18 protein-coding genes are annotated in these 14,070 nt (G+C 35.5%); 12 read left to right on the top strand and 6 right to left on the bottom strand.

What is annotated here, in order from left to right; genetic code table 11:
- Window positions 1-15 precede the first annotated feature (15 nt).
- The 3 genes from ACX5JI_RS22810 to ACX5JI_RS22800 all read left to right on the top strand — a co-directional run bounded on the left by ACX5JI_RS22810 (window position 16) and on the right by ACX5JI_RS22800 (window position 1,043).
- On the top strand, window positions 16-402 hold the full coding sequence (locus ACX5JI_RS22810; RefSeq protein ID WP_459503302.1) for a GyrI-like domain-containing protein: 387 nt from the start codon (window positions 16-18) through the stop codon (window positions 400-402).
- Between the two features lie 114 nt (window positions 403-516).
- Window positions 517-732, top strand: coding sequence for a hypothetical protein (locus ACX5JI_RS22805; protein ID WP_459503301.1), 216 nt, complete (start codon window positions 517-519; stop codon window positions 730-732).
- Window positions 729-1,043, top strand: coding sequence for a hypothetical protein (locus ACX5JI_RS22800; RefSeq protein ID WP_459503300.1), 315 nt, complete (start codon window positions 729-731; stop codon window positions 1,041-1,043). Before ACX5JI_RS22805 ends, ACX5JI_RS22800 begins: the two co-directional genes overlap by 4 nt.
- A gap of 56 nt (window positions 1,044-1,099) precedes the next feature.
- Here ACX5JI_RS22800 and ACX5JI_RS22795 read toward each other — a convergent pair whose 3' ends face one another.
- The 6 genes from ACX5JI_RS22795 to mnmL form a co-directional block, all read right to left on the bottom strand.
- A complete protein-coding gene (locus ACX5JI_RS22795; RefSeq protein ID WP_459503327.1) occupies window positions 1,100-1,747 on the bottom strand; it encodes a hypothetical protein in 648 nt (215 codons plus the stop codon).
- Window positions 1,748-2,204: 457 nt separating this feature from the next.
- A complete protein-coding gene (locus ACX5JI_RS22790) occupies window positions 2,205-2,888 on the bottom strand; it encodes an aspartate/glutamate racemase family protein (protein ID WP_459503299.1) in 684 nt (227 codons plus the stop codon).
- Between the two features lie 53 nt (window positions 2,889-2,941).
- On the bottom strand, window positions 2,942-3,634 hold the full coding sequence (locus ACX5JI_RS22785; RefSeq protein ID WP_459503298.1) for an ABC transporter permease: 693 nt from the start codon (window positions 3,632-3,634) through the stop codon (window positions 2,942-2,944).
- Entirely contained in the window at window positions 3,603-4,490 is an 888-nt protein-coding gene (locus ACX5JI_RS22780; protein WP_459503297.1) for an ABC transporter ATP-binding protein, read from the bottom strand. The genes ACX5JI_RS22785 and ACX5JI_RS22780 overlap by 32 nt, the downstream gene beginning before the upstream one ends.
- A 183-nt stretch (window positions 4,491-4,673) precedes the next feature.
- Entirely contained in the window at window positions 4,674-5,246 is a 573-nt protein-coding gene (gene mnmM, locus ACX5JI_RS22775; protein ID WP_459503296.1) for a tRNA 5-(aminomethyl)-2-thiouridylate-methyltransferase MnmM, read from the bottom strand.
- The gene (mnmL, locus tag ACX5JI_RS22770) at window positions 5,243-6,202 is read right to left on the bottom strand and encodes a tRNA modification radical SAM protein MnmL/YtqA (protein ID WP_459503295.1); all 960 of its coding nucleotides are present in this window, start codon (window positions 6,200-6,202) and stop codon (window positions 5,243-5,245) included. Before mnmL ends, mnmM begins: the two co-directional genes overlap by 4 nt.
- 112 nt (window positions 6,203-6,314) lie before the next feature.
- Between mnmL and ACX5JI_RS22765 the strand changes: the two genes are divergently transcribed.
- The 9 genes from ACX5JI_RS22765 (at window position 6,315) to ACX5JI_RS22725 (ending at window position 13,955) form a co-directional block, all read left to right on the top strand.
- Window positions 6,315-6,578 carry a YtzC family protein gene (locus ACX5JI_RS22765; RefSeq protein ID WP_033674322.1) on the top strand — a complete coding sequence of 88 codons (264 nt, stop codon included), beginning with the start codon at window positions 6,315-6,317 and terminating at the stop codon, window positions 6,576-6,578.
- Between the two features lie 16 nt (window positions 6,579-6,594).
- Window positions 6,595-6,744: a glycogen biosynthesis protein GlgD gene (locus tag ACX5JI_RS22760; protein WP_459503294.1), complete on the top strand. Its 150-nt coding sequence runs from the start codon at window positions 6,595-6,597 to the stop codon at window positions 6,742-6,744.
- A 324-nt stretch (window positions 6,745-7,068) separates the two neighbouring features.
- A complete protein-coding gene (locus ACX5JI_RS22755; RefSeq protein ID WP_459503293.1) occupies window positions 7,069-7,830 on the top strand; it encodes an ABC transporter ATP-binding protein in 762 nt (253 codons plus the stop codon).
- Window positions 7,831-7,846: 16 nt separating this feature from the next.
- The gene (locus tag ACX5JI_RS22750) at window positions 7,847-9,700 is read left to right on the top strand and encodes an FtsX-like permease family protein (protein WP_459503292.1); all 1,854 of its coding nucleotides are present in this window, start codon (window positions 7,847-7,849) and stop codon (window positions 9,698-9,700) included.
- A gap of 200 nt (window positions 9,701-9,900) precedes the next feature.
- A complete protein-coding gene (locus ACX5JI_RS22745) occupies window positions 9,901-10,089 on the top strand; it encodes a hypothetical protein (protein ID WP_459503291.1) in 189 nt (62 codons plus the stop codon).
- A 109-nt stretch (window positions 10,090-10,198) separates the two neighbouring features.
- Window positions 10,199-10,765 carry a tyrosine-type recombinase/integrase gene (locus ACX5JI_RS22740; RefSeq protein ID WP_459503290.1) on the top strand — a complete coding sequence of 189 codons (567 nt, stop codon included), beginning with the start codon at window positions 10,199-10,201 and terminating at the stop codon, window positions 10,763-10,765.
- A gap of 42 nt (window positions 10,766-10,807) precedes the next feature.
- Window positions 10,808-11,305 carry a cation:proton antiporter regulatory subunit gene (locus ACX5JI_RS22735; protein WP_459503289.1) on the top strand — a complete coding sequence of 166 codons (498 nt, stop codon included), beginning with the start codon at window positions 10,808-10,810 and terminating at the stop codon, window positions 11,303-11,305.
- A gap of 3 nt (window positions 11,306-11,308) precedes the next feature.
- Window positions 11,309-12,532: a cation:proton antiporter gene (locus ACX5JI_RS22730; protein WP_459503288.1), complete on the top strand. Its 1,224-nt coding sequence runs from the start codon at window positions 11,309-11,311 to the stop codon at window positions 12,530-12,532.
- Window positions 12,533-12,797: 265 nt separating this feature from the next.
- A complete protein-coding gene (locus ACX5JI_RS22725; protein ID WP_459503287.1) occupies window positions 12,798-13,955 on the top strand; it encodes an MFS transporter in 1,158 nt (385 codons plus the stop codon).
- The last annotated feature ends 115 nt before the right edge of the window (window positions 13,956-14,070 follow it).

The raw sequence follows: 14,070 nt of genomic DNA, 5'->3' as shown, positions 1-14,070 counted from the left end.
TGAGGGGGAGTATATATGAATATAACGGTGAATGAAAAAAATATTTATGGAAAAAAAGTCAGAACAAATAACGAAAATACAGAAGCAATAATTAAGTTGTGGGAAGAGTTTCTGCAGTTAAGGTTAACAGGCGCAGTGTATGGTGTGTATACGAACTATGAAAGTGATTTTACAGGTGATTATGATTTATATATCGGTACGGAAGAGCAACTCACTGAGGAAAGTAGTGTGATCATTCCAGCAGGTAATTATTACATTGTTGAAGTAGATCATAATGACCCAAAGGGCGTGTTTAACGCCTGGATTGAGATCTGGAACAGTGATATAAAAAGAGCGTACAAAACGGATTTTGAATATTATGCGAAGGATGGAAGTATAAAAATATTTCTGTCGGTTGAATAGGACATGATGAGCCGGTTCCTGCACTAGGAGCCGGTTGTTTTTTGTTGTAAGCGTCTTTTGATTTCAAAAACATGTGGATATATATGGTAAAATATATACAAAGGAGGGATAACGATGAAACATTTCTTCAACTATTTGTATGAGCATGTTGAAATTATTTTGTTAGTATGTCTTTCTGTTTCATTCCTGCTTGGCATGTATACAATGCTAAATAGAGCAGGTGGCCCGGTCACAATGGATTATATAGTACAAACTGTTATAGGGATAATTATTATTGGAGATATTATCTTTCTAATGAATAACAAAAAAGAGGAGAAAAACGAAAGTTGAGTATAGGAAATATATTCTCCATTTTGTCGATAATCGTATTTATATATGTGTTGTGGGGGCGTAGAAAAGAGATTAAAGAGACGTATACAAAACTAACGATTACACAATTAATAGGTATTATGATTTCTTATATTGTAGCAATTTTCGTTGCTTTTCTTTTTATATATTACGGTCGAATTTGGATTGTAGATTATATTCCATATGCAATGCTGAAAATGATTATTTCCATTATGATGATACTCGTAGTGCTATATTGTTGTGGACAGGTATTGAATAGGATATTAAAGAGGATTACTCGTGATATTTTGTAAAATATATTTAAAAAACCTGAACTGTCCATGTTATCAGGGACAGTTCAGGTTTTTTATTAAGACCAAATCCATTGATCATCAAGGGCAGCTGAAGTTTTTGAATCGCTAATTTTTTCGATATGGTCATAAGTTGTTTTCGTCGGTCTATGGAATTCAGATCCACTATGAAAATCTACTTTTACCATATCACCTACATTGAATTTTTGGCCTTGTGTTAAATCCACAATTACAATATCATCCTTACCATATTTATTAGGAGCTGTGACAATGACATAATCTATTGGTTCATCTGTTTCATAATATTCTTTATCTACTTTTGTAATATGTCCGATTACAAAATCAGGTGCATGATTTTCTTTCTCATAAAACCCTGGTTGTAACGTTGTATTATCCTGTACTTTTTCAACAGACGTTGCAAGCATATATTCAGAAAAACTTCTCATCATTGCACCAGTTGCTTTTACTTGATCTCCTAATTTTACATTTGGTCTAAAATCTACCTCGACTCTAAGTGGACTATCAAATTGTGTAGATTCTATATAAATAGCATTTCCGCTAAAATCAACTACACGACCTTCGATTGTAGATATATTTGATTCAATAGAAGCCGCACTAGCTTTTTGGGCCTCTAATCCTGGCAAATTTGTCCCTGCAAGTGCTGCAATTCCTAATGCTCCAGCTAAAATAAGTTTTTTCATATTTATAACGTCTCCATTCCTTATGTAATTAAATGTCGTTGATATAGTAAATTCTATCAACCTCACTGTAACTATTATAGTTACAGTGAGAATTATTTTCAACTATAAAGTGTATGCATTTTTGCATATTATAAAAGTTGAAAAAATAAATCCATTGTTTATATTTTTTGTTTTTTTATTTTAGCGAACGGATATAATGTAAATTCAATGATGAAAATGATTAGAACTGATAAACCAAGCAGCGGCATACTTAAAATCCCCCGTCCTATCTTGTATAAATCGAATGCTTATTTTGAAAGGATTGCGAAAAAAGTTTTCGGAGGCATACAAAAAAAGACGTGCGTTTGTTGCACGTCTTTTAGGTCGAACAATATTATAAGAAAAAGGAACAACGCTGTATATACCGTTGTGTAGAGTGAATCAGTTCTTCATTTCCTTTTTCTACTTTCATGAAATGCTCTTTCTATCTTTTTTGAGAGGATAAATATTTGTTCACCGTAGCTTTAGCCAAACAAGTAGATGAATCCACAAAGTAAAGATTATGTGGATTCGCTCCTGATACAACATTTAAATCTGTACAAGCTATAATAACGGCATCGACTACTTCAGCTAACTCGGTGCAAAGTGTACGCCATAGTTCACTTGCTTCACTTATGTTTCCTTCTTTTATTTTCGAGATCATTTGAGTCGTATCCCTTTGCCAGTTGTCTTTATGTATATAGTCCATACCGCGCTCTGCAATTCCATTTTGGTATATGCTAGATTGAACAGTCGCATCGGTTGCGAAGAGGGCGACTGTTTTTGTGCCATTTGGTATTTCTTTTAGCGTCTCATCTACCATATTTAAAATAGGGATTGAAACGGAATGTTGTAACTCATCAAAATATAAATGAGCTGTATTACAAGGCATCGCAATGAACTTGACACCTGTACTTTCAAGTTTTTGTGCACCATGTATAATAGCCTGTTCCATATCGTTATGGTCAACAGGTCTATTCATATAAAACGGCGTTGGGCAAGAATAAATCATCATATGTGGGAAATCCATATCGTGCTTTGCGCCGTATATGTTTTGGCATTGTTCAACTACTGTATCAACGAATGGTCCGGTTGATTTTGGTCCCATTCCTGCTAATATTCCAATCATTGTTGTATATCCCCCTAAGTTTGTAATCTCCATTTAAAAATTCTTGTTCCTGTCTACATGTTCCTTCTTTTTTGCACAAGATAAAGGAATAAGCTCACTAATACTAATGAATATATAAGTGCCCACACAGTAAACAAGAGGGTGTGAACAAGGAAATGATGTTCATATTGCCCGAGCATCATAAAACTGTCGATAGGCGGGAAAACCCATAATAGTTCTGGCATGTCTTTTTTGAGACGAACAGATGCGATTGTAATGAGTAAGATAAATGAAAGACTAAGCCAAGAGGTACTCGCTTTTTGAATGATATTTCGTGTAAATAATGTTGCGATGGAAATCCCTAGTATAGATAACGAAAAGTGAGCAAGAAGCCCTGTAATAAATCGTTCAGCAGTCATGTTTTCTTTAAACATTTGAAAAGCAATAGGATATGTAACAGAGATTAAAGATAAAACAATGCAAATAAGAAGTGCTGTTACATATTTACTAAAGTATAAAGTTGTACTATTTTTCGTATGAGAAAGGGTAATTTGTTCTTGGACAGGATTTTCTGTATGAAACAATGTAATCGTAATCCAAGCTGAAAGTAAGTAGAGCGTAAGAGCTGTTTCTAAATACGTTGCCACAATTGGGTTTGGTTTGTAGGCATATACAAACAGTAAACTGACGATATACATTGCGATGGGCGGAACATATTTGTAAGACTTTGTATAATCAAGAAAGTTGTAACGAATGAGCGCAATCATGACGATTCTCCTTGTGATTTATAGTTTTAGGTTGCAGTAATGTAATGAAGGCATTGTGCTGTAATAAATAGTGAAGTATGTCATTTGTATACATTTTTTCAATATGTAATTGAATCAAGTTTTCATGATAGGTAACTTGGATGTAGCCAGATTGTTTCTGTAATGTTGAGACGGAAAATGTATGCGGGACTGTTGCTTCTATGTAAATGTGTTCTGCTTGGATTGCATTAGATGTTAAAAGTTTATCCGCTGTAATCGTATGATTCGCTAATGTTACAATGCGGTCAGCAAAGCTTTCTAATAGCTGTTTTTCATGACAGGTGAAGAGAATAGTAAGTCCTTGTTCTTTTAATGTAAGGAGTATATGTTCAAGTTCTTGTTGGGACTTTGGATCAAGACCAGAAAGTGGTTCGTCTAAAATTAATAGATCGACCTCACTAAGGAGTGCCTGCATAATACCTGTTTTTTGTTTCATTCCTTTTGAAAAATTTTTGATAACGGAATGAGCGGCATGACTTAAATGAAAAGTTTCTAGAAGGGAAGGGATTTTTATTTGTAAGTGTTTTTTCGATAGACCGTGAATGCGACCAAGATGATATAAATAATCTTCGAGTGTAAAACGAATGCCTTCAGGAAAATGCTCTGGTACATATCCGATTTTCATATTTGAAGCTTTCTGGACCCTGCCTGTCGTTGGTGCAAGAAATCCAGCAATGATTTTGAGTAATGTGCTTTTTCCAGTACCATTACCACCGATAATGGCAACTGCTTGTCCTTTTGGAATTGATAAATCAATGTTTTCGAGTATGAGTTGTTTCTTGTATTTCTTTTGGATATTCTTTAGTTCTAGCAGCAAAATACTTTCCTCCCTTCATATCCATTATATGGTATTTTTCGTTTTTGGGACAGTAAAAAAGACGTGCACGAAATAAAATACAAGTCTTTTTTTATCGTATTTTTTCGATAGGTCGATATCCTATGTCGAATCGCTGATATATTTGGAGTTACAATCGATATATTGGAAAAAGCGCCGATATATTCAGCGCTTTTCAATTGCCACAATAAATGGCGGATTATTTTGTTGATTAATAAATCCGTAACGAAGGACGTGAGCTTGTTTTTGATCAAGTTTTTCAGCAAAATCTAAAACAGCATCACGCTCTACTTGTCCTTCTGGATGTCCGTGATAAATAACAAGGACGATGATGCCTTCTGGTGCCATGACTTCTAATAGTTGTTCGATGGCAGCTATTGTTGAGTTTGGCTTTGTAACGATATGTTTGTCACCACCAGGAAGATAACCTAAGTTGAAAATGGCACCGGTTACTTTCCCTGTTGCTTCTTCTGGTAAGATAGATAATAAAGTATCGTGGCTGTCATGAACAAGAATCGTTTGTTCTTCGAATCCTTTTTCTTTTAAACGAATCGCTGAATTTTCAATTGCTTCTTGCTGAATATCAAAGCCGAATACTTTTCCAGTCTTGCCAACGATTTCTGCTAAAAAGCAAGTATCATGACCGTTGCCGAGCGTTGCATCTATAGCGTAATCGCCTTCTGTAACAGCGGTTTTGAGCAATGTGCGTGCAAACGGTAATACACGTTCTAATTTCATACTGGTTTCACCTCGGTTGCATATTTTCCTTGCCAGCTTCCGCGGCGGACAAATTCCGCATCGATGGAATTTAATACTTCCCATTTATTTAAGCTCCACATTGGACCAATCATTAATTCTGGTGGGCCGTCACCTGTAATGCGGTGCACAATCATTTCTGCTGGAATCATTTCAAGTTGGTCAACAACAAGACTGACGTAATCTTTAAGAGAAAGGAACTGTAATTGTCCTTTTTCATACTGCTTCACCATTGGCGTTCCTTTTAATAAATGAAGCAAATGGATTTTAATGCCTTGCACATCAAGTTTTGCAACTTCACGTGCTGTTTCCATCATCATGTCATAATCTTCAAGCGGAAGACCGTTAATAATATGAGAACATACTTTAATGCCATGTTTACGAAGTTTATTTACGCCTTCTACATATGATGGATAGTCATGGGCACGGTTAATTAGGTTTGCGGTGCGTTCATGAACCGTTTGTAATCCAAGCTCCACCCAAAGATATGTTCTTTTATTTAAATCTGCTAAATACTCGACGACGTCGTCAGGTAAGCAATCTGGACGAGTTGCGATGGAAAGACCGACAACGTCTTTTTCAGCTAAAAGCGGTTCGAATTTTTCTTTTAATACTTCTACTGGAGCATGTGTATTTGTATATGCTTGAAAATAAGCGATACACTTTCCGTCTTTCCATTTCGAATGCATTTTTTCTTTCATTTCATGATACTGCGTTACAACATCATCGCGGCGGTCGCCAGCAAAGTCACCAGAACCAGCAGCGCTGCAAAATGTACAACCGCCATATGCGACTGTACCATCACGGTTTGGACAGTCGAATCCAGCATCTAATGAAACTTTAAAGATTTTCTCGCCGAACTCTTTTCGTAAGTGATAGTTCCACGTATGGTAACGTTTATTGTCATTTGTATATGGAAAAGGGTTTTGAACCTTCATTACTATGTCCCTCCTAAAGCCTAAAATGAAACAAAATTCATTATAACATACTCATAAGGTCGATATGGAAGGGACACACTAAAGGGGAATGAAAGGCAAGGAGGCTTACAAAATGGCAGAGCGTCAATCACTTGAAGCATATATTACGCAAGCAGAGCAAGCAATCGAATATGCAAAAGAGCAATTAGATATCGGAAGTAGACAAGAGCATTACAATACAATGGAGTATTCTGATGCGCAGTTACAATTAGAACAAGCCTATAATGACTTACAGATTATGCAGCAACATGCGAATGATGAACAGCGTGAGCAGTTAAACCGTGCACGTATGGCTGTTCGTCAATTGCAGCATCAAATGATTGTTACACCGCACTAAGAAGGAGTGAATGAAAGTGGCGAAACGTTCAGATCAAAATAATCCAGAACAAAAAACACAAAATGGACATAACGCTGAGTTTTCAAATGAGCTCGATCCGGTTGCACAAGCAAAACAGCGTAATCGTAAAAAAGGGCAACCGCAAAAATCAAAACAATCAGAGTAAGCCAGGTCGCGATGTGACCTGGTTTTCTTTATATATAAATACAAATTAAAAAACGAACATCAAACCATTCATTTTAGATGGATGAGAGGATCGAGCCATGGATAGAAGCGGTCAGTGCCTTTTTTACCCCCATTCCATGTGAAAACAGAAGGAGAAAATGAGTGAAGGTCTTTGTCTGTTCTTCATAACCATAATGTATCTGTTAGAAAATCAAATTGGATTTATATATTACAAAAATGTAAGGTAAATGTCATGTAAAACAATGGCAGATGAATGTGAAAAGGAACAAAATAGAGAAAGAAAAACAACTATAGGAGGATATATATGAGCAGACCAGTTGTAGACGTAAAAAACGTTCAAAAAGTATACGGTAAAAAAGGCGAAAGCCAATCACACGCATTAAAAGGTGTATCTTTCTCCATTCAAGAGGGTGAATTTGTTGGAATCATGGGACCGTCTGGTTCAGGGAAAACAACATTATTAAATGTAATTTCAACATTAGATAAAGCAACGGGTGGTGTTGTTGAAATTGCAGGTACGGATATTACGAAAATGAAGCAAGGAGAGCTTTCCGATTTTCGCTCTCAAAAATTAGGGTTCATCTTTCAAGACTTTAACCTATTAGAAAACCTATCAATTTATGAAAACATTGCATTACCACTTTCATTGCAAGGTGTTCCATCACGAAAGATTGGGCCAAAAGTGGAAAAGGTAGCGGGAATGTTAGGAATTTCAGAAATCCTTCAAAAGTACCCATCTGAAGTATCTGGTGGACAAAAACAGCGTTCAGCAGCAGCGCGTGCGCTTGTTCATGAACCAGCGATTATTTTAGGAGATGAGCCAACAGGAGCGCTTGATTCTAAAAATGCAACGAGTTTACTGGACGCAATGACAAACTTAAATGAAGAGCAAGGCGTCTCTATCATGATGGTTACACACGATCCGTTTAGTGCGAGTTACTGCCGACGTATTTTATTCATTCAAGATGGTGAATTATATAAAGAAATTCACCGCACTGGTACGCGTGAAGTGTTCTATAAAGAAATTTTAGACGTATTAGCAGACTTAGGTACACAAAAAGCATAAGAAAGGAGGGACAACCATGTTATTTAAGCTTTCTATGTCAGGACTAAAAAGTAAGTTGAAAGATTACATCGTCTTACTTGTTGGTCTTGTCATGTCAATTTCCATCTTTTACATGTTCCAAACATTAGCATTAAATAAAGCGTTTATTGAAGCAAATTCTGTTATCAGCAGTATTCAATTTGTCTTCCATGCCGGTGCGGTACTGTTAGCTATCATTACATTCTTCTATATTTTATATGCAAACTCTTTCTTGCTATCACTTCGTCAAAAAGAGTTCGGTATGTATATGATGTTAGGAGCAAAAAAACATAAAGTTACAACGCTTATGTTTATTGAAACAATTGTGTTAGGTGCGACATCTCTTATAGTTGGTATTGCAGTTGGTGTCGGGTTAGCACAAGGAATCGGTAAATTACTGATGCAGCAGCTTGAATTTACTGCAGGTGGTTACCAAGCATTTTATGTTCCATCTATGCTTGTTACATGTATTTTCTTCTTCGTACTATTTGTTTTATCAGCAATTATGAATAGTATTAAATTATCACGTATTACAGTGTTGCAACTTGTACATGCGGATTCCAAAACAGACCGTGTTTCTAGGGGCGGAATAAAGACTGTTATATTCGCAGTCATTGGCATTATTCTACTTGCAATTGGCTATGCTTCTATGGTTTATATGGATAAATTGCAGCAAATGGGAATTATTATTGCATTAATTACCGTAACGTCTGGTACTTACATGTTATTTGGAACGTTCTTACCGCTTATTATTCAAAAGCTTAAGAGTAATAAAAAACGTACTGAAAAAGGACTTAATGCCTTTACATTTGCACAATTAAACTTCCGTATTAATAGTTTAACAAAAGTACTTGCTACAGTAGCGATGTTAGTTGCGCTTGGAGCAGGAGCGATTTCTGGCGGGATGGCATTTAAAAATAACGTGATGCTTACTGTCGATGGTTTTGCAATTTATGATGTTGCAATTCATAATCCAACAGCTGAAGAAAAGAAAATTTTAGATGGTATTACATTTAAAGAGAAAAGTGAATATCGTTACAAAGCAGATGATAAATATGTATATTATGTAAAAGAAGATTTAGAGAAAAATCGTCCTTTCGTACAAGATTTACAAAATGTGAAAGGAATGAAAGATATCGGTAAAGTGAAACGAGCTTCTGGCGAACTACCAGTAGGTGCCATTTCTAGCTTCGCTCAAGAAAAATCGGATCATGTCATTCCAAAAGAATGGGAGGATGCATTCAAAACGATTGAACCATTTTATGTACACCCTGAGCGAACGATTAAAATTGTAGATCAAAAAATGTATGATGGTTTGCAAGGAAAAGAGGGTGTTGCATTACTTGGAAAAGTAGATGATTTCTTAACATATAAAAAAGAATGGAAAAAAATTGACGAGTTGCAGTTAGGTAAATATAAAGATGTAAAAGAAGGTTCCTTACAAAGTAAGAACCAACTGTATACTGGATTTTACGGCATTGCTAGTGGAACAGTATTTATGGGCTTCTTCTTAGGAATTGCGTTCTTAGCAATGATGGCAAGCTGTTTAATGTTTAAAATTCTTTCTGGTGCATCAAGCGATATTACGCGTTACCAAATGCTTCGTAAAATTGGTGTTCGCCGTGAATTATTAACAAAGTCCATCTATAAAGAATTATTCTTAGTGTTCCTATTCCCAGCAATTGTGGGTATTGTTCACGTATTAGTTGGTATGAATATTTTCGGATTTATTTTAATTGATCCGTATTTCCGTATTTGGCTTCCGATTTTAATTTTCATAGTCATTTATGCGATTTACTACCTCATTACAGTTCAATTATATAAAGGCATCGTTCTTCCAAAAGAGGACTAAGAAATAGGAAATACCGAGCAGAGGGTGCTCGGTATTTTTTATTTTGTTTTTAATGGAAACTGGTAGGTGTTTTCAGAAAAATAACCAAAAACACTTGTTATGTTACTTAATTATAGTATATTATATAATTAAGTAACATAAAGTTATGGTGTAAGGAGGTGGGAATTGAAAAGATAGCGAAACGAAAGGAGAAATTCTACTTGCATAAAGAAGAAGGATCTTTACGTGAAGTAATAGGGGTACTGCTGAGATCGAAAGATGTTTTACTGTTTTCATCGTTATCGCTCATTATTTTTCTAGTTGCAACTTATTTTTATAATAGTAAATTTCCAAATCATAAATATCCAGAATTTTTCGGGATATTAAAGTATGTTGCTCCAGTTATGTAGCTTGAAAAATTCAATAATGGATAATGCATGGAAATCTTCTAGCATGATAAGGTAAAATGAACAAGATAATTAGAAAATTTACCGATCATAAGATGAGGAGAATACATGTATGGAATGTGTAGAGGCGTTAACAGATATAAATCAAATTCAGGCTATGAAAACATATTTAAAAGAGCATTCAGAGCGAGATTATCTTTTATTTGTTATTGGAATTAATACGGGCTTGAAAATTACAGAACTATTAAGTATGAAATTCGAAGATGTATTAAATGAAGATGGAACTGTTACAGATTTTTACTCTCTTCCTGTGAAAGATGAAAAATTTAAACAAGATATTTATTTAAATACAAAAGTAAAAGAAGCGCTTTCGGGTTACGTACAATCGACTGTTGTAGAAAAAGGGAACTACGTATTTCAATCTAATAAAACAAAAAATCCAATTACGCGCCAACAGGCTTATCGTGTGATTCATCGTGCGGCCGAAGCGATTGGAATCCCTGGTAAGATTGGAACGAACTCAATGCGAAAAACATTTGGATTCCATGCGTATAAAAGAGGAATAGCGATTGCGCTTCTTCAAAAACATTTTCATCATGCGACGCCGTCAGAAACGTTAAAGTATTTAGGAATCTCAAAAGATGAAAAGTTCAAAACAGAAATTGATGTAGATTTGTAAATGGGAAGAGCCTTAACTAAAAATTTTTTAGGAGGCATGAATATGAACATTAGAGAAAGCGAACTTCCGGGTATCGGATGTAAATTTGAAGTCATAACAAAAGGTAATGAAAAAATGGTTATCGTGATTCATGATGATGGGCGAAGGGAAATGTATCATTTTGATACGGATCATGAAGAAAGTATTTCAAGCATTTCTCTTCGTGACTCTGAAGCGAGGCAAATCGCTGCCATACTAGGCGGAATGGTGTATAGACCGCAAGCTCTAGATACGATTGAAATGGCTTTTGAAGGCTTATCGATTGAGTGGTTTAAAGTGGAGAATGGTGCGCCAGCGGTTCAGCAAACCATTGGTAGCTTGGCGATTCGGAAAACGTATAACGTAACGGTCATTGCTATTTTGAAGAAGAATATGAAGAGATTTTTCAATCCAGGTTCAGATTCTCTGATTGATGCAGGCGATATGTTGGTATTATCAGGAGAACGGCATGAAGTGAAAAGAATCATTAAGGAGTTACTTTCAGCAGGAGGTGATTCGTAGTCAATGGATACTTTAATTTTTGAAGTTGGAACTGCGTTAGTATTAGTGGCGTTTGCGGCTATCCTTGCTGCGAGGCTCAAGTTCTCAATTATCCCGTTTCTCATTATCCTCGGTATGTTAGTGGGACCACATGCCCCAGACTTAGGAATTATAGACTTAAGGTTCATTGAAAGTGGAGAAGTCATTGCTTTCCTTGGTCGTATTGGTGTCATATTCCTCCTGTTTTATTTAGGGTTAGAATTCTCAATGAAAAAATTAATTAAATCAGGAAAATCAATCGCCATTGGAGGCACGATTCACATATCACTTAATTTCACATTAGGTTTACTTTATGGATATGTAATGGGTTTTCCGCTATTAGAAACATTAATTATCGCCGGGATTATTACAATCTCATCAAGTGCAATTGTAGCGAAAGTAATTGTTGATTTAAGAAGAACAGGTAATAAAGAAACAGAGCTAATTTTAGGAATCATTATGTTTGATGATATCTTTTTAGCGGTATATTTATCTGTCGTTTCAGGTTTAGTGCTCGGAGGTGCGACTTCGTTTGTAGGAGCTCTGACATCTGTTTTCATTGCATTAGGATACATGTTGTTATTCTTTGTGATTGCTAGAAAAGCTACACCGTTCTTGAATAAAGTGTTAGATATTTCATCGAATGAAATCTTTATTATTGTAATATTCGCTATTTTATTCTTTGTAGCTGGATTTTCAGAAACAATCCATGTTGCTGAAGCAATTGGCGCTTTATTATTAGGACTTGTCTTTTCTGAAACAGAGCATAGTGACCGTATTGAACATCTTGTCGTTCCGTTTCGTGATTTCTTTGGAGCTATATTCTTCTTCAGCTTCGGTTTAAGTATAGATCCTTTTTCATTAGGTGGAGCTGTGTGGCTCACTTTAGGAGCAGTTTTGATAACAATCATCGGTAACTTTACAGCCGGAATGATTGCTGGACGTAAAGCAGGGTTATCACATAAGGCTTCTACGAATATCGGGTTAACTCTTGTATCGCGCGGAGAATTCTCCATTATTGTCGCTAATATTGGGATAGCTGGTGGCTTAATGGCAACAATTAAACCATTCTCAGCCCTATATGTTTTACTATTAGCATCGTTAGGTCCTTTACTAACGAAGGAATCTGCGAGAATATATTCTCTATTGGACAAAATATTTAAATGGAGCTCTAAAGAAAGTGCAAAACGGAAAAAAGAAGTTGGATAATCTTTTATAAGGGAACGATTCCAACTTTGTGGAAATGATACGAAAGGCAGTTGCCAAGAATGATGATATAGAGTAGAATCCTATATTAAAAGTGTTATTTTTAATGTAGGATTCTTATTTTTAATTAAAAGGATATTTAGATATAGATTAAAATGTGAACGAGAGAGGGTGATTCAATTGGCTAAAAGACTAAGACAATTGAAAAACGTTTCGGTGATCTGGGCGCTTCTAAGTTAAATACAATTTAGAAGCGAGGAATCACGATATGGAAAATCAAAAAATATTGAATCGATCATTTATTTGTTTATTTATAAGTAATTTTTTTGTATTTATCGGGTTTGAGATGATACTACCTATTTTGCCAGCTTATTTAATAAGTATGGATGCATCTTCTGTTCAAGTAGGTTTAGTGACAACATTATTTACAATAGGTGCGGTATTCATTAGACCATTGGTAGGATACTATTTAATCGATAATAAAGGGAAAAGCCTAGCGATTGGTGCAAGTGTAGCTTTACTCGGCATTACATGTATATATCCGTTCGTTAATATTGTATGGCTGTTTTTATTTGTGCGGATTTTTCACGGCGCTGCATGGGGCGTATCAACAACAGCCAATAGCACAATAGCAGTAGATTTAATTCCTAATAAGCGATTAGGAGAAGGAATGGGGTATTTCTCCGTTTCTACAACGGTTGGAGCTATTATTGCGTCAAGTATAGGGATTTTTATCTACAATGCTTTTTCTTTTAAGATTGTAATTTGGTCGTCAGTAACGCTTAGTTTACTAGCAACGATTATGCTTTTATATGTTCATGTTTCTACTCCTGTAAAGCGTGAGAAACAACCATTTCGCTTTTTTGAGATGATTTTTGAAAAAGAAGTATGGTTTCAAGCGTTACTAGCAGTTATTACAACACTTGGTTTTGGAGCGGTTCTCACTTTTTTAGTCCTTTTTGGAAAACAAAAAGGATTAGATCACATCTTTTTATTCTTTCTAGTTAATGCAATTGTTTCAACTTTACTACGTCCCTATACAGGAAAATGGTATGACAAAAAAGGGCCTTGGTCGATTATTATTATCTCAGCAATATTAGGTTTTTTATCGCTTGTTATGCTATCGTATGCGACGAATAATGTATATCTCATTATTGCAGCGATTTTATTTGGTGCAGGTTACGGAACGATTATGCCATGTTTACAAACGTGGGCGGTGCAAAAAGTTAGTGCAGAAAAAAGCGGAGCGGCAAATGCAACTTTCTTTTCAAGTTTTGATGTTGGTGTTGGGATTAGTTCATTTGTATTAGGAATTTTAGCAAAATGGATCAGTTTAGAGATGATCTTCCGGATTATTAGCATAAGCTTTATTGTTGTAGCTGTTTTGGTTTATATAGATTATAAAAAAGAAAAGAAAAAACGTTAAAAAGAAATCCGTCTCTCTACGTAGAGGCGGATTTCTTCAGTTTATTTGGAAACAGAAGCTAGGGGACTCCTGTTTTTTGTCGTTTTTTGTTGGTTGGTCGATATCTTTTGTCGAA

The organism is Bacillus sp. C1 (assembly GCF_054570475.1).
The sequence above is the reverse complement of the archived record's forward strand: the minus strand, read 5'-3'. Positions and strand labels throughout refer to the sequence as shown.